Annotated in this window: 21 protein-coding genes; all 21 read right to left on the minus strand. The window is 45.1% G+C overall.

Annotation, left to right across the window (positions count from 1 at the left end):
- Window positions 1-45 precede the first annotated feature (45 nt).
- Window positions 46-669: a GyrI-like domain-containing protein gene (locus tag Q7J41_RS00660; protein ID WP_304884259.1), complete on the minus strand. Its 624-nt coding sequence runs from the start codon at window positions 667-669 to the stop codon at window positions 46-48.
- Window positions 670-719: 50 nt separating this feature from the next.
- Window positions 720-1,178 (minus strand): GyrI-like domain-containing protein, encoded by a 459-nt coding sequence (locus Q7J41_RS00665; protein WP_304884260.1) that lies wholly within the window; start codon window positions 1,176-1,178, stop codon window positions 720-722.
- A gap of 87 nt (window positions 1,179-1,265) precedes the next feature.
- On the minus strand, window positions 1,266-2,168 hold the full coding sequence (locus Q7J41_RS00670; RefSeq protein WP_304884261.1) for a YafY family protein: 903 nt from the start codon (window positions 2,166-2,168) through the stop codon (window positions 1,266-1,268).
- Window positions 2,169-2,239: 71 nt separating this feature from the next.
- The gene (locus Q7J41_RS00675) at window positions 2,240-4,006 is read right to left on the minus strand and encodes a nitric oxide reductase activation-like protein (RefSeq protein ID WP_304884264.1); all 1,767 of its coding nucleotides are present in this window, start codon (window positions 4,004-4,006) and stop codon (window positions 2,240-2,242) included.
- A 33-nt stretch (window positions 4,007-4,039) separates the two neighbouring features.
- Window positions 4,040-4,963: an AAA family ATPase gene (locus tag Q7J41_RS00680; protein WP_304884266.1), complete on the minus strand. Its 924-nt coding sequence runs from the start codon at window positions 4,961-4,963 to the stop codon at window positions 4,040-4,042.
- Window positions 4,964-5,263: 300 nt separating this feature from the next.
- A complete protein-coding gene (locus tag Q7J41_RS00685; RefSeq protein ID WP_304884268.1) occupies window positions 5,264-5,863 on the minus strand; it encodes a nitroreductase family protein in 600 nt (199 codons plus the stop codon).
- 176 nt (window positions 5,864-6,039) lie between these two features.
- Window positions 6,040-6,978, minus strand: a complete 939-nt coding sequence (locus tag Q7J41_RS00690) for a transketolase family protein (RefSeq protein WP_304884270.1) — start codon at window positions 6,976-6,978, stop codon at window positions 6,040-6,042.
- 2 nt (window positions 6,979-6,980) lie between these two features.
- Complete coding sequence (locus tag Q7J41_RS00695; RefSeq protein ID WP_304884272.1) at window positions 6,981-7,790, minus strand: transketolase; 810 nt, start codon at window positions 7,788-7,790, stop codon at window positions 6,981-6,983.
- Between the two features lie 13 nt (window positions 7,791-7,803).
- The gene (alr, locus tag Q7J41_RS00700; RefSeq protein WP_304884274.1) at window positions 7,804-8,991 is read right to left on the minus strand and encodes an alanine racemase; all 1,188 of its coding nucleotides are present in this window, start codon (window positions 8,989-8,991) and stop codon (window positions 7,804-7,806) included.
- Between the two features lie 2 nt (window positions 8,992-8,993).
- Entirely contained in the window at window positions 8,994-9,683 is a 690-nt protein-coding gene (locus Q7J41_RS00705) for a 5'-methylthioadenosine/adenosylhomocysteine nucleosidase (protein ID WP_304884276.1), read from the minus strand.
- Window positions 9,680-10,165, minus strand: coding sequence for a 2-C-methyl-D-erythritol 2,4-cyclodiphosphate synthase (gene ispF, locus Q7J41_RS00710; RefSeq protein ID WP_304884321.1), 486 nt, complete (start codon window positions 10,163-10,165; stop codon window positions 9,680-9,682). The genes Q7J41_RS00705 and ispF overlap by 4 nt, the downstream gene beginning before the upstream one ends.
- 357 nt (window positions 10,166-10,522) lie before the next feature.
- Window positions 10,523-11,230: a tRNA threonylcarbamoyladenosine dehydratase gene (locus Q7J41_RS00715; protein WP_304884278.1), complete on the minus strand. Its 708-nt coding sequence runs from the start codon at window positions 11,228-11,230 to the stop codon at window positions 10,523-10,525.
- 2 nt (window positions 11,231-11,232) lie between these two features.
- The gene (gene argS, locus Q7J41_RS00720) at window positions 11,233-12,909 is read right to left on the minus strand and encodes an arginine--tRNA ligase (protein ID WP_304884280.1); all 1,677 of its coding nucleotides are present in this window, start codon (window positions 12,907-12,909) and stop codon (window positions 11,233-11,235) included.
- Between the two features lie 130 nt (window positions 12,910-13,039).
- Window positions 13,040-13,471 carry a DUF1934 domain-containing protein gene (locus Q7J41_RS00725; protein WP_304884281.1) on the minus strand — a complete coding sequence of 144 codons (432 nt, stop codon included), beginning with the start codon at window positions 13,469-13,471 and terminating at the stop codon, window positions 13,040-13,042.
- Between the two features lie 120 nt (window positions 13,472-13,591).
- The gene (locus Q7J41_RS00730) at window positions 13,592-14,644 is read right to left on the minus strand and encodes a D-alanine--D-alanine ligase family protein (protein WP_304884282.1); all 1,053 of its coding nucleotides are present in this window, start codon (window positions 14,642-14,644) and stop codon (window positions 13,592-13,594) included.
- Between the two features lie 99 nt (window positions 14,645-14,743).
- Window positions 14,744-15,235: a DUF523 domain-containing protein gene (locus tag Q7J41_RS00735; protein ID WP_304884284.1), complete on the minus strand. Its 492-nt coding sequence runs from the start codon at window positions 15,233-15,235 to the stop codon at window positions 14,744-14,746.
- Between the two features lie 11 nt (window positions 15,236-15,246).
- A complete protein-coding gene (locus Q7J41_RS00740; protein WP_304884286.1) occupies window positions 15,247-15,651 on the minus strand; it encodes a DapH/DapD/GlmU-related protein in 405 nt (134 codons plus the stop codon).
- Window positions 15,652-15,662: 11 nt separating this feature from the next.
- Window positions 15,663-17,063: an RsmF rRNA methyltransferase first C-terminal domain-containing protein gene (locus tag Q7J41_RS00745; protein ID WP_304884288.1), complete on the minus strand. Its 1,401-nt coding sequence runs from the start codon at window positions 17,061-17,063 to the stop codon at window positions 15,663-15,665.
- 190 nt (window positions 17,064-17,253) lie between these two features.
- On the minus strand, window positions 17,254-18,366 hold the full coding sequence (locus Q7J41_RS00750; RefSeq protein WP_304884323.1) for a PIN/TRAM domain-containing protein: 1,113 nt from the start codon (window positions 18,364-18,366) through the stop codon (window positions 17,254-17,256).
- 89 nt (window positions 18,367-18,455) lie between these two features.
- Complete coding sequence (locus Q7J41_RS00755) at window positions 18,456-18,941, minus strand: CarD family transcriptional regulator (protein ID WP_111888207.1); 486 nt, start codon at window positions 18,939-18,941, stop codon at window positions 18,456-18,458.
- A gap of 113 nt (window positions 18,942-19,054) precedes the next feature.
- Window positions 19,055-21,196, minus strand: a complete 2,142-nt coding sequence (locus tag Q7J41_RS00760) for a Tex family protein (protein ID WP_304884292.1) — start codon at window positions 21,194-21,196, stop codon at window positions 19,055-19,057.
- Window positions 21,197-21,381 lie beyond the last annotated feature (185 nt).

Raw genomic sequence — 21,381 nt, forward strand, 5'->3', positions numbered from 1 at the left:
TGTTTTTAGGGCTTGCTGCGATGCTCTGTCAATCACCCATCAGCCCTACTGATCAGCTGTTACCTTAATCCGCAACACCGTTTTTAATTTGGCCGTCTCGGTCCGCCGGGGATCAGACAGATAAATCTCTCGATGGGTTTTGTCGCTGCGCCCATAGCCATGCTCGCTGCAAAAGGCTTCCATCTGGGCAAAGCTGGCCGGCTCATCATCATAGCTGCCTAAATGCAGCATCTGACAACAGCTCCCTTCTTCCAAATCCTCAAGGCGGATCTGATCGAGAAACTCATTGGGCTTTTTCTTTTTGACTTCATCGATAAAACGTGCGGCCAGTTCAGCGGTCAGAAAATCCGGCTGGCGGATCATCATCGTATAGGCATAATTGCTTTTATCGGCACTGGTTTTGGCCTTGTCCACCAGATCCCAAACCCCTTCCAGGGGAAAAACGGTATAATCGTAATAGCCGTCCGGAACTGCTGTACTCTTATAGGACATTTTTACTGCATAGCTGAAGCTGTACAGCGCTGCCACCGCCTCTGCAAATACTTCGCCATTGGGGTCGCCCTGTCCATCCAGCATGGCAAAGCGCAGCGGTGGCACCGTAATCAGTACCGGCTGCCTTTTGGGCAGGTATAAGCGCTTAAATTGCTTTTTATAATCGACTTTGTCCATCGCCTGTTTCTCCTTTGATTTTTCTCTTGATTTCTCCCTTGATTTTTCCCTTAATTCAGTGAAATATAGACATGAATTTCGGCGTTGGCCATGTCCTCCCCGGGTTGATATTCCTCGAAATCGCTGCCAAACTTGCGGTCAAGTTCCATCCCCCAAAGCTTCATCCAGAAGTCGCCGATGGCCTGCTGGACATCACCATGGATAATAAATTTTGCATAGTTGCCAGCCGCAATGGTTTTTGTCGCGACCGCCTCGGGTTGGGACGCCCCAGCTGCCACCTCACATCCCACCATAACATCATAGTCACCGGCGGCACCATTTTCATAATCGCTGTAAAGACCGATACACTTATCATTTTCTCGGCCCGTCAGGGAGGCTTCAATCCCATCGCCATAAAAGCGCTGCCAGATCGCTCCAATTTTTTCGACCATCTGGGGATCGTTATTACTGGTGCGTATTTTCAGCCCAGCCACCGTTTTTTCTGCTAGTTGTACCACTTCATAATTCATTTGTATACCTCTTTTCTTTTTTTCTTATCATTTTGTTCTTATTGATAAGAGCAGTATACGCCTGTTAACCTGACACCTGATGTCATATTAAAGATACTTTTTTAAACTGTTCGCCAATTTTTGCTTAATGGCCTCCCGCAGCCACTGGGGTTCGACGACCTCGATAGCATCCCCATAAGAAAGGATATAGCCTTCCACCCAGCCATCCCCGGGCAAATGGCTCGTAACCATAAAGGAGCCATCCTGCTCTTTGGTGATCGCCGTCGGATCAAATTCATCATAGACCCGATACGCCATGGCGGCATCAATTTTCAGAACCAGGCTGATTGGGGCCGCACTTATTTCCGGTGCTTCAAATATAGCCCCCGCAGGCAGGGTGCGGACAAAGGAATCTGCCAGCAGCTTAAGCTGCCTGATCCGACTGACCTTGAAAAAACGCAGTGCCGCTTTGTCCAGACAAAATCCGTAGACATACCAGGATTGCCCCTTAAACAACAGCTTTAGCGGTTCAATGCAGCGCCCGGTCTTTTTACCGGCGGCACTGAAGTAGTCAAAAGCAATGCGGTTTTTATTGAGAATGGCACTTTTCAGATCGTTGAATTTTTCCCGCTCAGCGGCACCGCCACCCCAGAGGGAAAAGTCGACCTCAATCCAGTCGGGATCTTTTTTTTCAAACAGAGTTGCCAGTTTTCTCAGCACCGGATCCAGCTCCGGTCCGTTTAACGCCTGCATTCCCTGGAGCGATGCCAGCAGATTAACCTGTTCCTGTTCGGAAAGCAGCGATTTTTTGATCACATAGTTATCTAGCAGCCGGATCCCGCCGCCCTTGCCTTTTTCAGCATAAACGGGAATCCCGGCGGCACTTAAGGCTTCCACATCTCGATAAATGGTGCGCTGGGACACTTCAAAATAGTCGGATAATTCCCGGGCGGTGATCTTTTTCTTTTCAATCAGAATATAGACCGTTTCCAGCAATCGATTGATCTGCACCTTTTATCCCCCTTTCTTAAAGTCAATAAAAACCGCTGCCCAATAAACCCTCTTATCCGGCAGCGGTTTTGTCAATTCATAATAATCTGTTTCAAATACTTAATAACCATATCCGCAAAGCGGTTGATGTCCTTAATGTAGGCAAAGTCCTTGCCATAAATCAGTTTTTCGGCCATCAGGTCCTGTTCCTTGCCGGTAAAAACGCCCAGCACCATAATGCCCTGCTGTCTGGCAAAGCGGACTTCCCGGGCGGTATCGGCAATGGCCACCCGGCCCCGGTAGGCTTCGGTTAAATCATTGACCTGACCTTTACCCACCTTGATATCGTTGGGTCGGCCGTCGCTCAGCACGATCAGAATTTTATTATCTTCCCGGCGTTTAATTAAATCTTCGCAGGTGGCCTTGATGGCCAAACCATCGCGGTTGTTCCCGGAGCAGTAATATTCAAAGATATTATCATTGGCGGAAAGGGGTGATTCGTAATCCCGGAAGCGTTTGATCACCGTATAATCGAGAAAACTGGAAAAACCCAGGACCCGGTTGGGAATGCCGACCAAAGTTAGGGCATGGGCCAGAATATAGGCCTGAATGGCGACTCTTGACTGATTTCGCCGCTGGGAACCGCTGGAATCGATCAGGATATCCACTACAAAACTGCCCTTGTTATTATCGATATTCTTGACAAATACCTTATTATTGCTGCTGCGACCAATCCGCCAGAGCTTGCTGGGGATCAGTTGGCCGGCATCAGACGGAATGGCGTCGACAATTTCTTCCTGGACCAGGGTGCGCGAGATGCTTTCCCGCAGTTTATTGATATTGCGCTTAAACACCTTGTAATTGGCCCGAAACACATCAACATTTTTAACCTGATGCCGCTGCACATATTTCTGCTGGAATTCGTTTTTGCTGTCGCTGCGGATCACCCCGTCGGTCATATGAATCCGGCAATTGCCATGTTCGCCTTTGCAGACCCGATTCTGGAGTTTTTTGACTTCACTGGTTTCCAGAAAGGAGTTGCCATAATAATAGGCCACTTTTTCATAGATTTTTTCGATGTCCTCTTCCTGGACCCGCAAAACCCGGTTATCATTGCTACTGTTGAGGTTGGCCATATCACCTTGGGATTCACCCAGCAGGGCTTCGGCAATTTCTTCAATGGAAGCTTCAATATCCTGGTCTTCGGGATCTTCAAACATTTCTTCGAGCATAAAGTCCGAAAAATCGCCCCGGATATGGTTTTTATTGTGACCGGATTCATACGCATCGCTGTCTTCACCTTCAACAAACAGGGGGAAATACTTCACATAAACATCTTCAATCCCGCGCAGCAGTTCGATGGTATCTTCGCGCTTTTGCAGCGCCAATAAATCATTAGTGATGTTGCGGGTTTCGGTGTCCACCATCGGTGTTTTTCCGATTTTTTCGAGAATCATGGCGTGACGAACCTTTTCCAGCAAGTCACTGGTATGCAGTTTGTAATAATTGCTGAGAATATCGTCGTAGGCGTTTTTGCGGATATCATAAACTCCGGGACGTTCGGCAATAATCTTTTCTTCCACCACCACATCGCTGCCCATGGCAATGAGGCTTAATAGAATATCTTTATTAAAACCGGCGCGATGACGGCTGATCACGTATTTTTTGACGCTCGGCCAGTTAATGTATTTTCGCCGTCCTCCGGCGGTGACGGCGTGGTAAAGAGCCACATTTTTTGAAATAAAGCTTTTTTCGCCGCTGTCCATATTTTCGTCATAATCGCCGGAAATAGTCCACATCAGATTGGCGACCCGATTGTCAAATTCAAAGTCTTCATACATCCATTTGGTATCCTTCAAAGCGTTTCCCTCCCTTCTCTGGATTGTGGAGCTTTAGCGACCGGTAAAAACATCGGAGGCTTCCCAGCTCTCCCGGATCCGGGTTTTGATCACATCCAGGACAATTTCCTTTTCAAACTGGTCAAAGGTTTTGCCGATGACGCCCATATCCACGGCCAGCATCGGTTTGAGGCCCCGGCGAATGGTCTTCAGACTGCCGATAATCCCCCGCAGATCCACCGATTTGGTGGAAATTTCGGAGTTTTTTGATTTTTCCTGGAGATCCAGAAAGATTCCGGCAAACTGCGGCAAAATTTCTTCGTTGGCATCCGGAAAATATTCTTTTAAAATAATCATCAGCGTTTCTTCTTCAATCTGAGGAATATCAATGGTCATAAAACGGGATACCAGGGCTTCATTAAGCTCTTTAGTACCGGCATATTCATAGTTCATCGTGCCGATAAAACGGGTGGCGTCATGGAGCTTTATTTTTTCATAGCCCGGCACGTCAATGACCTTCCGGTAATCTAGCGCCGAATGGAGTACCACCAGGGCATCGTTTTTGGCCATGTTAATTTCGTCAAAAACGCCAAAACCACCATTGATGGCGCATTCATATACAGAACCCCGTCTTAACCGCACTTCATTATCAATAAAGGTATCGGTGCCAATCAGGCTGGAGCTATCGGTATTGACATGAAAAGAGGTATTCCACTGAGGTCGGTTAAAGAGTTCACAAATATTGTCAGCCAAAACATTTTTCCCGGTGGCCTTAGGTCCGGAAAGCAGAATGTTCTCCCCCTCTAAAATTGCGGTAATGCACATGGCCCAAATATCCTTGCCATAAAAAACGGTTTCGGTACTGGGAACACGATCCTGAAGACGCTCTTCCAGTTTATAAAAATGTTTGAAATATTTTATATCATCGAGAAGTTTCTCGCTAATTCCCTGTTTTAATAATTCCTGTGTTAATCTCATCTGTTCTTTCCTTTCGTTAATGCCCTGCACGCATTCTGCAACTATTTATTTAGAATGATTTGAATATAACACAAAACCCAGCGGAATGGTTAGTAAAAATGTCAAACAACAAAAATTTATCTGCTTTTCATCTTTTTTTAAGAAATACTATTCTATCCGTAAAAAGACCGACCAGATGCGTAACCGTATCACGGCGGATGGCATTAGCGGTAAAAGACAACGGCGGCTTTGATTTTATCTCAAAGCCGCCGTTAGGCTATTGCTATTTAATGTGGTTTTTGTTTTAAATAAATTTATTTGCTATTCAATGACAATCACCCGTTTTTCGATTGGCACAAACTCTTTTTGAGTCGGTTCCGCTGTCGGGCTGCCAAAAGGCATTTGCGCAATCAAACGCCAGGAAGATGGGATATTAAAGGCTTCCTTAACTTCCTTATCAATAATGGGATTATAATGCTGGATGGTTGCTCCCAACCCTTCTGCTTCCAGCTGAGCCCAAATTGCAAATTGCAGCATCCCATTGGACTGTTCAGCCCAGATCGGGAAGCTTTCTTTGTATGGCGTAAACCGATCCATCAGACCCTGGGTGACGGATGTATCATCATAAAACAGCAGGGTACCGCATCCGGCTGCAAAACCCTTAATCTTCTTTTCTGTTGCTCTAAAATCTTCGGCCAGAATAATTTTTCTGAGGGTCTCCATAACGATTCCCCAGAACTCCAGATGCCGTTCTCCAAATAAAACAGCAACCCGTTGACTTTGACTGTTAAATGCTGAAGGCACATGTTTCGTTGAATGATCAATAATATCAAGTATTTCTTCTGCGGTAACTGGACTTTCATCACAAATTGCATAGATCGAACGACGTTCCTCCATTGCCTCTTTAAAACCTTTTGGCATACGATTTCTCCTTTATCATTCTAAATTATTTGCTGATTTAACCCCTTTAATCCATATTATACCTTAATTATTAATAATTACCATGATAAAATGCCAGATTACTCGTAACAATAAAAAAACAGAGTCTTACAGACTCTGTTTTTTTATCAATTTATCTCATCATTATTATTTTTTTGCTATTTTCGGGCGATCGCTTTTTTTGCCGCTGCCACGATATCTTTAGCGGTTAAACCGTATTTTTCCATCAGTGGCGCAACCTTCCCGGATTGTCCAAACAGGTCTTTGACGCCAACCCGTTCCAGGGGTACTGGTGCGACATCACCTAACACTTCGGCCACAGCTCCACCCAGACCTCCAATGATGCTGTGTTCTTCAGCCGTAACAATGGCACCGGTATTAATGGCCGCATCTTCAATGGCATTAACATCGATGGGTTTAATGGAGCCCATGTTTAAGACTCGAGCAGAAATACCCTCTGCTTTTAATAGTTCCGCCGCTTCCAGAGCTGGTCCTACCATCATGCCAGTGGCAATGACGGTCACATCCTCGCCGCTTTTTAACAAGCCGGCTTTTCCCAGTTCAAATTGATAATCTTCATCAAAAAGAATGGGTACGTCACTGCGACCCAGGCGAATATAAACCGGTCCGTCAATGGCGATGGCGGCATCCATCATTTTTTCTGTTTCGATGGCATCTGCCGGTGATAAAACCGTCATATTGGGAATGACCCGCATCAGCGCAATATCTTCAATCGACTGGTGCGAACCACCATCTTCGCCGACCGAGATACCAGAATGGGTTAAGGCAATTTTTACATTCAGTTTCGGGTAGCAGATGCTGTTACGAATGATTTCATAGGCTCGCCCGGCGCCAAAAATGGCAAAGGTGCTAGCAAAGGGAATTTTTCCTGCAGTGGCCAGACCAGCGGACATTCCCATCAGGTTTGCTTCAGCAATCCCGACATTGAAATGCCGTTCGGGGCAGGCCTTTTTAAAGATATTGGTCTTGGTTGCGCCCGAGAGATCTGCATCCAGAACCACCAGATTTTGATTTTTTTCGCCCAGTTTCACTAAGTATTCGCCGTATGCCTGTCGAGTTGATTTTTTTTCTGCCATGATTATGCCTCCAATTCTGCCAATGCTTGTTTCACTTCTTCCGCATTCGGCCCTTTTCCATGCCATCCCGCATTGTTTTCCATAAATGAGACACATTTACCCTTGACCGTTTTACAAATGATCACGGTTGGTTTATCCTCTGATTTTTTTGCCGCTTCCACAGCCGTTCGCAGTTCATCAAAATCATGACCGTCTTCCACCGTAATGACATTCCAGCCAAAGGCTTCAAACTTGGCATCGATGGGGAATGGTGACATAACCTCACAAATGGCACCGTCAATCTGAAGATTATTATTATCCACAAAAGCGATCAGATTATTAAGCTGGTAATGGCTGGCGGCCATGGCGGCTTCCCAAACCAGACCTTCCTGCAATTCGCCGTCGCCCAGTAAAGCATAGATCTTATGAGACTTGTTGTCCATTTTTCCGGCCAACGCCATCCCAGCGGCTACCGAAATTCCCTGTCCCAATGAACCGGTTGACATATCAACCCCGGGTACCTTGTTCATGTCCGGATGTCCCTGGAGCATCGAACCCAGTTGTCTCAGATTTTCCAGCTCGGTTCTGGGGAAAAAGCCTTTTGCTGCCAAGGTTGCATAAAGCACCGGGGCGGCGTGTCCTTTTGACAAGACAAAACGATCCCGATCTTCTTTGCGGGGATTGTTTTCATCGACATTCATTTGTTCAAAATAAAGCAGGGTCAGAATTTCTGCTGAAGACAATGATCCTCCGGGATGACCTGAAGCTGCTTTGCCAATCATTTTTACAATATCTTTGCGAATTTCCCTAACGGTTTCTTCTAAAATTGCCATTTAATTCTCCTCTTTAATAAATATCACTGTTTGCGTTAATTTGCCGATTTAAAATGTCACGTCTAATCGTCTGAGGTACCCCATCTTTAACGAACACCCGAGGTACCCGTTTGTTCACCATACAGGTAATTTCATAATTGATGGTTCCCAACGCCTCGGCCAACACATCGGCTGAAATGTTGTTGCCAAAAAGCTCCACCTCGTCATAAAGGGAAACCGCTTCCACATCGGTCAAATCGATCATGCATTGATCCATACAAATGCTGCCGACCACCGGCACCAGCTGGCCGGAAATCCAGACCTTGGCCAAACCGTTTAACATTCTGGTGTAGCCATCGGCATAGCCAATCGGCAAGGTTCCGATGATCCGGTCTTCATTGGCAACAAAACGGTTACCGTAGCTCACTGTCTCGCCGGGATGGAGGGTTTTCAGGTGAACAATGGTTGATTTCAGCGTCATTACCGGCTTTAAATCGATTTTTGTACGATCCACTTCAGCCGATGGATAAAGCCCATAAAGGATGATCCCCGGGCGCACCATATCAAAATGAACCCCTTCAACATCAAATATTCCGGCGCTGTTAGCCATATGCTTGATGGGAATACTAATATTTTTTTCTGTCAGTTCAGCAAGAACCTGTTGATAGCGCCGGATCTGCTCTTTGGTATGGGTTTTATCGGCGGCATCAGCGGTAGAAAAATGCGTATATAAACCCTGAAGTTCAATGCCTTCCAAGCAGTACATCGCTTCAATCACTTGTGATGCCTCCTGCCAACCAATCCCGATGCGTCCCATCCCGGTATCAATTTTTACATGAATGGGATGGCGAATTCCGATTTCCCGACAGTAATCCGACAAGGCCTGGGCAAAATCCATCTGATAGACCCCGGGAATCAAATCCCAGCGGATCAGATCGGGGATATGGGCTTTTGAGGTATAGCCTAGCAGTAAAATCTGTTCGGTGATGCCGCCCTGGCGGAGGGCAATGGCTTCATCAATAAAAGCCACTGCCAGCATATCCACCCCGGCATCACAAAGGGTTCGGGCGCATTCCAGACTGCCATGTCCGTAGGCATCGGCTTTGACAACCCCCAGAACTTTAACGTTTGGTCCGACAATTCTACGGATTTCTTCATAATTACTGGTCAGGGCATCCAGGTCTATTTCCGCCCAGGTTGGGCGCAGTGCCAATTCTTTCATATCTATGCGACTCCCTGAACGATGTTTAGCACCATGGCGACTCCATTTCTAATGGAGGCTTCCAGGTTCGCCTTGTAATCATCAGTCAAATTTGAATCGGCCTTGTCGGACATGGAACGGATCACCAGATAGGGAACCTGGTTCAGCATGGCAACCTGTCCAACTGCCGCTCCTTCCATTTCGACACAAAGTCCGCCAAATTCTTCCCGCAGTTCTTCTTTAAGCTGCTTAGAGTCGACGCCCAAATCAGCGGTCATGATGCGACCCGTCCGGTAGGAAACTTTCAGCGCTTCGGCGGCTGTTTCTGCCAGCTTAATCAGGGCAGGGTCTGCTTTAAAAAAGGTAATATCCATGTTTGGTATTTCGCCGCGGGGATGTCCAAAAGCCCGGGCATCCATATCATATTGACAGCTGTCCTCTGAGATGACAATGTCACCAATTTCCAGATCCGGATGAACCGCACCGGCCACACCCACATGGATGATGGTGGTTACCTTGAAAATATCAATCAAAATCTGGGTGCACATGGCAGCATTGACTTTTCCAACGCCGCTTTTGACTGCAATAACCTCTTTTTGGTGGAGTTTTCCCTTAAAAAAAGTCATCCCTCCGTGGTGGATCTTGATTCCATCTTCCATCGCCGACTTGATGTCACGAACCTCACTGTCCATGGCTGCAATAATACCGATCATCTATTTATTTCTCCTTTCAAAAGACTCACCACTGCGTTGGCAGCGATCCCCTGTTCACTCCCGGTAAAGCCCAAACCTTCTTCGGTCGTAGCTTTTACACTGACACACTCCCCTGATAAATCCAAAGTTCTGCTAATGTTTTCCACCATGATTTCAATATAGGGTGCAAGCTTTGGAGCCTGGGCAATAATTGTCGAATCAATGTTATTGATTCGATACCCCTTCGTAGCCACAAGCTGCCCCACTTTTTTAAGCAGCAACAAACTGTCACAATTTTTATAGGCTCCATCAGTGTCAGGAAAGTGTTTGCCGATATCACCAAGCGCCAATGCCCCTAACAGCGCATCCATAATAGCATGCACCAGCACGTCAGCATCTGAATGTCCCAGTAGACCCAAAGGATGTTCTATTTTTACACCGCCTAAAATGAGTGGTCGATTTTCAACTAAACGATGGACGTCATAACCGCTTCCTATCCGTATCATTTTACTCCTTCCCGCCACTTTTACAAGTAGATTTAACCATATTTTCAGCCATTTGTACAGGATTATTTAGTTTATGCATATTTATATTTGGCTGCTCCGATCCAAATAATAATTCAGTTGACAACTGATTTTATTTTTACAAATAGAAAAATAGCGAACCCTTTCAGGAAATTACTTGCACTTTCTAAGTCTCTGGTCGTTTGCACTGCTGTATTCTTAGACCACGGTGATTTGAATTTTCCGGGAGCCTCAATTTACATTAAAATTATAACATAAAAAAACAAAAAAAATGCCACCAAATAAATAACTCAAAAGGTTTTTAAGCTATTTGATCTGGCAGCTAAATATCTGTTGTTAATTTTCTTCGATGTTTCCATTTTTCAGCAGATCCCGTACCACTTCACCGGCAATCAACAGTCCGGCCACCGAAGGGACAAAGGCAATACTGCCCGGCGGGTTTTCTCTGATTAATGGTTCTTCGGTGGAATAAAGGACCTTCAGGGATTTTACGCCCCGTTCCCGTAATTCTTTACGCATCACTTTGGCCAGGGGACAAATTGAGGTTTCGTAGATATCGGTAATAATAAAACGACTGGCATCCATCTTATTCCCGGTTCCCATACAGCTGATAATCGGAACCTTGTTTTCCTGACTCTTGATGACCAGATCAATTTTTGCCGTTACCATATCCACCGCATCGATGACATAGTCATAGTCCTGGAGGTGAAACTCCTGGGAGGTTTCCGGGGTATAGCAGCGATGCATCGGATGAACGATCGAAAGCGGGTTGATGGCAATCAGCCTTCTGGACATGACATCGACTTTTTTCTTTCCCACGGTTTTGACATTTGCCATAATCTGACGATTCTGATTACTGGGATCAATGATATCCTTATCCACAATAGTTAAAAAGCCGACCCCACTGCGGATTAGAGCTTCGGCAACAAACGAACCAACGCCGCCCACACCAAACAGGATGACTCTCGAATTTTTTAGAATCTCCAAACCGGATTGTCCAATCAGTTTTTCAGTTCGGTCAAAGATTCCTGATTCTGTTTTCATTTTTACATTCTTTCTGGAGCAGATACTCCCAAAATACCCAAGGCATTTTGAATCACCTGCTTTGTTGCCTCAATCAGCGCAACTCTGGCTTTCATTAAGGCCTTGTCGGAAACCCGGACGTGACAGGCATTATAGAAACTGTGGAACGCCGCCGCCAGATCTATTGCATATCGGGTAATTCGGCTGGGGTCCAGTTTGTCTTCGGCGGTCAGAATTTCATCCGGGAAATTAGAAAGCATTTCCATCAGGTTCAATTCTTCTTTTTCGACCAGGCGGCTGTAATCCAGGGGAATCGCCTGATCCAATTCTTCAGCCATCTGGCGAATAATACTACAGATTCGGGCATGAGCATATTGCACATAAAACACCGGATTATCATTGGACTGCTCGATGGCTAATCCCAGATCAAAGTCAAAATGACTGTCTGGCGAACGCAGATTAAAGAAGAATCGGGTGGCATCGACGCCTACTTCATCGATCAGATCGGTCAGCGCAATGGCTTTTCCCTGACGTTTAGACATTCTTGCCACTTCGCCGTTTCGGAGCAATCGCACCAGTTGCATGATGACCACGTCAAAATTAGCGGCGTCTATTCCGACCGCCGATAAAGCACCTTTAAGCCTGGCTACATGTCCGTGGTGATCGGCACCCCAGACGTTAATGCAGCGATTGAACCCCCGGTTAACAAACTTATCCATATGGTAGGCGATATCGGCCATAAAATAGGTGGGCAGTCCGTTGGCGCGGATTAAAACATCGTCCTTATCAGAACCGAATGCGGTGGCCTTGAACCATAAGGCACCTTCCTGCTCGTAGGTGAAACCGCCTTTTCCCAACAGCTCAATGGTCTTCTCAATGGCGCCGCTATCATAGAGGCTTTGTTCCGAAAACCAGACATCATAGCGGATCCCATAGGCTTCCAGATCGCTCCTCATTTTAGTGAGGTTTTTGTTTAAAGCATAATCAATCAGGATTGGTTTTCGCTCTTCCGGGGTCATCAAGCGGTGGACATCACCATTTGCATCAATGAAAACTCTCATATGTTCGGTAATGTCTTCGCCCTGATAGCCATCCTCGGGAAAGGGGATATCTTCTCCCATCAATTGGCGGTATCGGGCATCCAGAGAGTCGCCAAATTTGACAATCTGGTTTCCGGCATCATTAATATAGAATTCCCGGGTGACGTCATAGCCGGTCCAGTCAGCAACGGCCGCTAAAATATCGCCGATGGCACCGCCTCTGGCATTTCCCATGTGCATTGGTCCGGTGGGATTGGCTGAAATAAACTCCAGATTGAATTTTTTCCCGGCATTTTTCTGACTCCGGCCATAATCGGCTTTCATCGCTGCCACTTCGGCTAAAACAGCATACTGCCAATAGGGTTTCAGTTTAAAGTTAATAAAGCCCGGTCCCGCTATTTCAATGGACTCGATGTAGGAGTCCGCGGTTTTCATATTGGCTACCAGGGTCTCAGCAATAAAACGGGGGGCTTTCTTAGTCTGTTTGGGAAGCTGCATGGCGATATTGGTGGAATATTCACCGTGTTCTTTTTCTCTGGGAATTTCCAGAAAAAGATCCGGCATGGTTTCAATGGCTAAGGCTCCCGATTCGACCGCTTGATTTAAAGCATCGCTAATGATTTTTTTAACTTGTTCGGTGATCTTTTCGCGTATGTACATCCTTAATTTCCTCTCACTCTTCTATAATTATTAGCAACTAATTGTATCTGTCTACTTATTCTCGGTCAGGTGAAATTTAAAGGAGAAGCGCTCCCGGCGCTTCTCCTGCGATTGGCATCCCTGCCATTTTTTATTGGGTAATTTTGATATTCAGGATATTCTGAGAATTTGTAACGCCTTCAATTTCGATGTTATAGTCGATCGACACCTTGGTCGGCTCTTTTTCATCATTATAGTTTACAAATACATCCTTAGTTAAAATCCCCATGGTCACATCCCCGTAAGGGGTAGAATACCAGGTCAGGTTTCTTTTTCCGCGTTCAAATTCCATGATGGAATTGGTTGTTCCCAAACGAATGACTGACACTTTTTGCGCATCAACACAGACGGTCGTGATTGTTCCTTCCATTCCAGAAACTTCCGATTCTTGATAAGTCACACAGGATCGATTGGCTTCTTTATATAAATCTCCTTCGGTCAGGAACTCCAGGCTATCCTTTTCATCTTCATCTTTGACGGTTCCCGAAATGGATAACCATACTTTTTTTCTTTCTTCAGTCATTGGTCTCCTCCTAGAGGTATAATTTCTCCCACTATTAAACCATTGATGCGTTTTTTTATCAAGAAAAATTATCCTTTTAAGTTTTTATTAGGATTACGCATCAGAAAGAAACCGGACGACCTAGTTGGTAGTGGTGCGTTTCCGTTTTGCTGACGCAATAATCAGGTCTACAAGTTCTATATACCCAATTCCGGTGGCTTCCCACATTTTGGGGTACATACTTATATTTGTAAATCCCGGTAGGGTGTTTACTTCATTGATTAAAATGCGTTCATCATCGGTGACGAAGAAATCCACCCGGGTTAAGCCGGAACCTTCAATGGCTTCAAAGGCTTTAATGGCGTAATCCCTCACTTTTTCAGTGACTTCCGGGGACAGATCAGCCGGAATGACAACCTTGGAGTCTTCGGTGGCTGAATATTTGGCTTCATAATCATAAAACTCTTTTGACGGAATGACCTCTCCCGGAATTGATGCCCGAATAACCTCCCCGACTTCCAGGACGGCACACTCGATTTCTCTTCCTTTGACAAAGTCTTCCAGTATCAGTTTATTATCATAAACAAAAGCTTCTTTTATGGCGGCGACGAGTTCGGTTCGGTCATGGGCTTTGGTGATGCCCACGCTGGAGCCCATGTTCGCTGGCTTAACAAAAATAGGGTAACCCAGTTCCCTTTCGATCTCGGCAATTTGAGCATCGGTATCTCTTTTCCAGTCGGTTTCCCGGAAATAGATGTATTTCCCGGTGGGGATTCCGACACTTTGGAACATAATCTTGGAAAAAACCTTATCCATACCCACTGCCGAGCTTAACACACCACATCCTACATAGGGTTTATTCAGCATTTCAAAAACCCCCTGGATGGTGCCATCTTCTCCCATCGGTCCGTGAAGAACCGGAAAAAAAACGTCAATCTTTAATATTTCTGGATGAGAGAAGATTGAAAAGTCTGCTGTCAGGTTCTTTTGATCCTGTTCCCAGGAGCCATCTTTAATTTTTTCGGTATCGCCTGAATAGATAAACCACTTGCCCTGTTTTGATATCCCGATGGTTACAATATTATACTTATCCCGATCGATGACACCCAAAACATTGTATGCAGAAACCCTGGAAACCTCATGCTCTCCCGACTGTCCTCCAAAAACCACTCCGATATTGAGTTTATTTTTCATAACTATTCCTCACTTTTCTTTCGAGAACTCATTGTTTATACTTTAATAAAATCATACCAAAACTGCCGCAAGCTTTGCCAACCGTCCGCAAATATCTGATTATTTTAGACACTCCAGAAAATCTTCTTCGGTTATGACACGAATACCATTTTCTTTCAACAAAGCAACGGTGATACCGTCCCCCTCAACCAAATTTTCGCTGAAAGTTCCATCATAAATTTTCCCACAGCCACAGGAAGGACTGTGGGTTTTCATGATTGCAATTTTTGCCCCGGATGTCCGGGCTGTATCCAGGGTTCGCTGAGCACCCAGGAGATATTCTTCGGTCACATCAATTCCCTTATTATTATACACTTTCCGTTCCCCATTGACCATGACTATTTCGGCCGGATCCCGGGGAATCGGCATCGTTGCCAGTACTTCGGGACAAATCGGAATTACCTGTCCCTGAAGAAAGAACTGCCGCAATTCATCCACCGGGTGGGCCTTTCCCTCATAGTTAATCTTCATTCCCAGCAAACAGCTGGATACTAAAATCTTTTTTTTCTTTTCTAAAGCTTCTTTTAAACAAGTAAAATCTTTCTGATTCATTTTCTTTCCCCTCAATCCTCGTTTTTATGATTTAAACTGTCTTCCCGATAAATCCAGGCGCCCCGTTTAAAAACCATTTTATAAATCATATCTTTTAGGACGATTTCGCCGATTTTTATGATTGAATCCGATCCAATCGTTACCCCATTAGTAACCCGAGCGCCTATTCCTATTTTGGTATTTTTACCGATAGTCACATCATTGCCAATAATCACCCCAGGTTCCAAAATACAATTGTTTTCAATCCTGCTTTTTGCTTCGATTATCACCCCGGTGCCAATCTGACAGTTTTCACCAATGACAACCCCGGTTCCGATGATTGCCCCGGCTCCGATAATGGTTTCGCTTCCGATTATGACATCTTCCGAAATTACCGCACTGGGATGAATCTTCTTTTGGTTCGCCTGGTTACTCATCTGTTTTTCTCCTATTTTTTCCTGATTCTCAGACCCTTGGGATAGTGGTTTTTGACCAAGCCCTCACTGGCTTTTCCAAATCCCAGTGAATAGCCATCATAACCAACCAGAACCCAGCCTTTTTTTGCTTGCAGATTTAATGCCTCACCTTTTAAATACTGATAGGCCAAATCTTCATCTGTTAAGTCACAGATATTTTTGGCCTCGGATAACTTAAGCGCCATTGCCAGCGCATAGCTGGGTTCAAAGCGATTTTTTTTAAAGATTCCCAGATGAAGGCCGGTACGCAAGAGTTTTAAATTGGCAATCCGCATAAGCTCCACCCCCGCGGGGATGGCATAGAGGTGTTCGCCCAAAAGAAAAAGACGGTCTTCAATTTTTTGATAAAATTCCGCGGCCAGATTATTTTTGGCAAAATCGTTATAGTCTTGCAGTTCTATTCGGGTTGCCTTTTTTAACCGTGATTTGGCATAGCCCTGTTTGATCTCAAGGGCTTCAGCAAACCCTTCTGATTTTATCAGTTTGGCAATAAAATGTCCTTCACCTTTGACGCTCATGGGCATAATTCGCAGGGTTTTAGCGATCGTCTGATCCTGATTCCGGGTCCAGGCCACCCGACCATGCTCGGTAATCCCGGGTAACTCGATCGTTTCCAGGGTGTAGGGATATTTCGCAATAAAGGCTTCAATCATCTGTTCATTTTCTTCCGGCGAAAAGGTGCAGGTTGAATAGACCAGTACCCCGCCGGGCTTTAACAAACGATGGGCACTTTCTAATATTTTTTCCTGCTTACCCATACAGCGGTCAACCCGCTCCAGACTCCAGTCAGCTAAAGCTCCCGGGTCTTTGCGGAACATCCCCTCACCGGAGCAGGGCGCATCCACCAGGATCTTATCAAAGCTTTCATAAAAAGAATCTACCAGGCGTTCGGGAAATTCGTTGGTGACAATCGCATTGGTGATCCCCATCCGTTCCATATTAGTGGACAAAATTCCGGCTCGGGAATTAACCAGCTCATTGGCCACCAGCACTCCCGCACCCTGAAGCTTGGCACCGATTTGAGTGGATTTACCGCCCGGTGCTGCGCAAAGATCCAGCACCCAATCTCCCGGTTTGGGGTTCAGCACTTCAACCGCCGCCATAGCCGTCGGTTCCTGAACATAATAGAGCCCGGCATAATAGTGCGGGTTTTTTCCCGGCCGCACCTCATGATCAATATAAAACCCTTCTTTGCACCAGTTCACACCCTGGGTTTTAAACGGTAATTTATTGGCCAGCTTTGCTGGGGACAGCTTCAGGGTATTGGTCCGGATGCCTTTGCTTTCCGGCTGGTCATAGGAATCCAGCAGGCTCTGATAGGATTCCCCCATCAGATTTTTCATTTTTTCCTTAAATGCTTCAGGTAATTCCATTATGATCCCCATTTTCATCCCTATTTATTTCCGGCAGAGCCGTATCTGGCACTGTACCGATTGTTGACAATACTTATTTCATTATACGTAAAGCCCCTGTCAATTACAATAAATTTGTCAAAAAACGCCGAAATAAAAACACCAACGTGAGCGTTGGTGTTTTTGTCGAGAACTTATAATTGCTAGTTCGTTATTTCTTTGGTTTTGCAAAAATCATCCGTCCGGCTGCTGTTTGCAGAATGCTGGTAACAATAACTGCAGTTGTGGTGCCAATGTATTTCTTGCCATTTTCAACAACGATCATGGTTCCGTCATCCAGATAGGCAACGGCCTGGCCGTTTTCTTTTCCGCCTTTTACCAGGAGAACCTTCATCTCTTCCCCGGGCAGAACAATCGGCTTCACAGCGTTGGCCAACTCATTAATATTAAGCACGTCCACCCCTTGAACTGTGGCAACCTTGTTAAGATTATAGTCGTTGGTCAAAATCTTGCCTTTTGTCGATTTTCCCAGTTTTACCAATTTTGAGTCGACCTCATGGGTATCTTCAAAATCTTCTTCCGTAATTTGAACTTCAATTTCCAGATCGGTTTGAATTTTGTTTAAAATATCCAAACCCCGACGTCCCCGATTCCGCTTTAATTCATCTGCCGAATCCGATATCAGCTGGAGTTCATTAAGCACAAATACCGGGATCACCAGGGGGCCTTCAATAAAGCCGGTCTTACAGATGTCAAAGATCCGTCCGTCAATGATCACGCTGGTATCCAGTAGTTTGGGAATGGCAGCGCCTTTCTTTTTTGTGGGTCGCTTTTGTCCGACCGGCACATTAGCATCCTTTTCCCGTTTATCACTCTGAAAAGCCTGGAGAATATCTTCTCGTTTTTTGATCGGTAAGGAAAAACCAATATATCCCAAAACAATATAAATACTGATGGTTAGCAGCCCACCGATCCAGGGAATGGGAATCTGCGCAAATGCGAAACTAATCAGCATGGCAATCACCAGGCCAATCACCAAACCACCAATACCCAGGCCAATGTCGATGAGCCGCACATTTTCCATACTGGTCTCAACAACTTTTGACAATTTTTTAACACCTTTGAGCATCAGTGGAAATAGAATGAAAAAAATAAGTCCAAATAGAACAATCAGAGCCGCATAAAGAATAACTTCCAACATTGGAGTCAGGTCAATCTTCAGACTTCTCAAAATCCATGCGTTGGTAACCACTACGTTGGCCAGAGCCATCCCAACCAGAATTCCAACAATTCCAAATGACACACGAAGTATCTTTTGTATCATCATCTTCACCTCCTTTCATATTATTACCTTGAAATTATAGCACTCAATTCTTAAGATTACACTATGAGATACAACAAAAGGCGTGAAATTCACGCCTCACTGTGTACCGAACTATTGATCAAATCTAAAATTTCTTGTTTATCTTTATCTTGAATCAAAACCATTTCACTGACGATGAAATTTCGGGCATTATTCAACATTTTCTTTTCTCCAGTTGAGAGACCTTTTAATCGATCCAATAGGATAAGATTTTTGACAACCTTTGCTACTTCAAAAATATCGCCGGTTTTTAAGCGTTCCAGGTGTTCCCGGTACCGCCGGTTCCAGTTTTTTTCCATCTCATCCATCGGTAATTTCAGGGTTTCGATCATCTCATCAATTACTGGCTGGGTCACAATGGTTCTTACCCCAATATCATCCACTTTATCAACGGGAATTAAAATCTGCAATCCCTCGGATACGATCTGCATGATGTAGTAAGGTTTTATTTCTTCAAATATTTCTCGTTCTTCGATTGCTTCAATGATACCCGCTCCGTGCATCGGATAAACAATTTTATCCCCAATTTTATACATTTCAACCACTCCTATCATCGATTATCTCTCTATTATAACATATAAAAAAGGAATAAGCCTTTTATTTTATAAAAAACCTATCCCTATGTCAATATTTATTTAATTATTCATCGTTATATAATCATGGTTAAACTGATCCGTTTTCGTTTCAGGTCTACGGCAAGCACCTTAACGGTTACCACATCCCCCAGCGATACTGCCTCGGAAGGGTGTTTGATATAACGATCGGTGATTTGAGAAATATGCACCAACCCATCCTGATGGACGCCAATATCCACAAAGGCGCCAAAATCGATGACGTTTCGGACGGTGCCGATCAATTCCATATCCACTTCCAGATCGCTCATTGATAAGACGTCAGATCGCAAATGGGGCTTAGGGGCATTTTCCCGGGGATCCCGTCCCGGTTTTTTAAGTTCCTTGACAATATCATAAAGGGTTGGGATTCCAATCTCCAGCTGAGCCGCCATTTCGGAATAGTTCATGTCGTTAAACAAGTCCTGCTGTTCCCGGATCCCCAGTTTTTCTTTCTTGATGCCTTTCAGTTTCAGAAGTTTTTCCACGCTTTTGTAGGCCTCCGGGTGAACCCCGGTATTATCAAGAATGTTATCCCCATCATCAATCCGTAAAAAACCGGCGCATTGCTCATAGGCTTTGGCGCCCAGGCCTTTGACCTTCATCAGTTCTTTTCGGCTTTTTATCGGGCCGACGCTGTTACGATAATCCATAATATTATTGGCAATGGTTTTGTTGACGCCGGCCACATATTTGAGTAATGCCACCGAAGCCCGGTTGACATTGACCCCGACGTTATTAACGGCATCCTCAACGGTTGCTTCCAACACCCGTTCCAGCTCCTTCTGATTAACGTCATGCTGATACTGACCGACCCCGATGTGTTTGGGATCAATTTTCACCAATTCGGACAGCGGATCCTGAAGCCGGCCGCCAATCGAAATGGCGCCCCGGATCGATACATTAATGTCCGGGTATTCTTCAGTTCCCAGTTCCGAGGCTGAATAAACCGAAGCCCCGGCCTCATTCACCACGATGTATTGAACCGGCACCTTGGTTTTTTTAATCGTTTCGGCGACAAACTGTTCCGACTCCCGGGAGGCGGTGCCGTTGCCGATGGCGATGATATCGACCTGATGGCGTTCAATCAGTTCGAGGAATTCTTTTTCCGCTTTCTCGGCCTGCCCCTTGCCAAAGGTTGGATAGATGGTGGTGTAATCCAGGACTTTCCCGACCTTATCAAGAATGGCAATCTTGCACCCGGTCCGAAAGGCCGGATCAAAGCCCATCGTGACCTTTTCTTTAAAGGGCGGCTGCAGCAACAGTTTTCTCAAATTAAGAGCAAACATCTTGATCGCCCCTTCTTCGGCTCGCTCTTTTAAGGCGGTACGGATTTCCCGCTCAATGGCCGGCGCAATCAGCCGGGTATAGCTGTCCCCAATTGATTTTAATAAATAGCTGGAGGGCTGAGCTTGCACCAGTTCTTTTTTTAAATAAGCTTCAATTTCTTCGCTGGGCGCCAATAGTTTAACCGACAGCGCTTTTTTCTTTTCGCCCCGGTTCAGCGCTAAAATTCGATGATCTTTGATGGCTTTAATGGCTTCGGTGTGATCGAAGTACATTTCCAGTTCTGGATTTTCTGCTTCTTTGCCTTTGACCACGGTAGCTTTAATCTGACCCTTATCATAGCTGCACTTCCGGATCACGCCCCGGTAGGTACCGTTATCCGAAATGATTTCGGCAATAATATCCATCGCCAGTTGCAGCGCTTCTTCGGCGCTGTTGATTTCTTTTTCGGCGTCAATATAGATACGTGCCGCTTCATCCAACTCGGTTTCAGTCATTTTTTGCGCTAAAATTTGCAGCGCCAATGGTTCCAGCCCTTTTTCTCGGGCTACTGATGCCCGGGTTTTCTTTTTCTGTTTATAGGGCAGATAGAGGTCTTCCACTTCCTGAAGGGTTTGGCTTTTTAAAATGACGCTTTTAAGTTCCGGGGTCAGTTTACCCTGTTCCTCAATGCTGCTGGTTACCTCTTCTTTTCTTTTTTCCAATTTTCTTAAATATGTTAAACGCACATCCAGATCCCGTAAAAGGGCATCACTTAAATTCCCGGTGACCTCTTTTCGGTAACGGGCGATAAAGGGGATGGTATTCCCGCCATCGATTAAATTGATGGTATCTTCGACCTGTTGAGAGCGTATTGAAAATTCTTTAGCGAGTTGATTGATTATCTGTTCCACAAAATTCTCCATTTCTTACTTTTTAAATTAAACGTTGGGGTTTTAATTTCCAAAGATTAGTTTAACATTTTTTTGATATAATCACAAACCTTCCTTGAAAACCGCTATTATGCTTAAGGCTGATAGCTTGAATAATTGTAATACGACGCGGTTCGTGGTAGAATATTTTGTACTAAACGAAAAGG

The sequence above is a fragment of the Acetobacterium sp. genome (assembly GCF_030652775.1).
Lineage (GTDB): Bacteria > Bacillota > Clostridia > Eubacteriales > Eubacteriaceae > Acetobacterium.

Coding starts and splice junctions, on each gene's coding strand:
- Q7J41_RS00660 (WP_304884259.1), bottom strand. CDS start 669: ATGGACAAAGTCGATTATAAAAAGCAATTTAAGCGCTTATACCTGCCC.
- Q7J41_RS00665 (WP_304884260.1), bottom strand. CDS start 1,178: ATGAATTATGAAGTGGTACAACTAGCAGAAAAAACGGTGGCTGGGCTG.
- Q7J41_RS00680 (WP_304884266.1), bottom strand. CDS start 4,963: ATGAGATTAACACAGGAATTATTAAAACAGGGAATTAGCGAGAAACTT.
- Q7J41_RS00685 (WP_304884268.1), bottom strand. CDS start 5,863: ATGCCAAAAGGTTTTAAAGAGGCAATGGAGGAACGTCGTTCGATCTAT.
- Q7J41_RS00690 (WP_304884270.1), bottom strand. CDS start 6,978: ATGGCAGAAAAAAAATCAACTCGACAGGCATACGGCGAATACTTAGTG.
- Q7J41_RS00695 (WP_304884272.1), bottom strand. CDS start 7,790: ATGGCAATTTTAGAAGAAACCGTTAGGGAAATTCGCAAAGATATTGTA.
- alr (WP_304884274.1), bottom strand. CDS start 8,991: ATGAAAGAATTGGCACTGCGCCCAACCTGGGCGGAAATAGACCTGGAT.
- Q7J41_RS00705 (WP_304884276.1), bottom strand. CDS start 9,683: ATGATCGGTATTATTGCAGCCATGGACAGTGAGGTTCGTGACATCAAG.
- Q7J41_RS00715 (WP_304884278.1), bottom strand. CDS start 11,230: ATGAAAACAGAATCAGGAATCTTTGACCGAACTGAAAAACTGATTGGA.
- argS (WP_304884280.1), bottom strand. CDS start 12,909: ATGTACATACGCGAAAAGATCACCGAACAAGTTAAAAAAATCATTAGC.
- Q7J41_RS00725 (WP_304884281.1), bottom strand. CDS start 13,471: ATGACTGAAGAAAGAAAAAAAGTATGGTTATCCATTTCGGGAACCGTC.
- Q7J41_RS00730 (WP_304884282.1), bottom strand. CDS start 14,644: ATGAAAAATAAACTCAATATCGGAGTGGTTTTTGGAGGACAGTCGGGA.
- Q7J41_RS00735 (WP_304884284.1), bottom strand. CDS start 15,235: ATGAATCAGAAAGATTTTACTTGTTTAAAAGAAGCTTTAGAAAAGAAA.
- Q7J41_RS00740 (WP_304884286.1), bottom strand. CDS start 15,651: ATGAGTAACCAGGCGAACCAAAAGAAGATTCATCCCAGTGCGGTAATT.
- Q7J41_RS00745 (WP_304884288.1), bottom strand. CDS start 17,063: ATGGAATTACCTGAAGCATTTAAGGAAAAAATGAAAAATCTGATGGGG.
- Q7J41_RS00750 (WP_304884323.1), bottom strand. CDS start 18,366: ATGATACAAAAGATACTTCGTGTGTCATTTGGAATTGTTGGAATTCTG.
- Q7J41_RS00755 (WP_111888207.1), bottom strand. CDS start 18,941: ATGTATAAAATTGGGGATAAAATTGTTTATCCGATGCACGGAGCGGGT.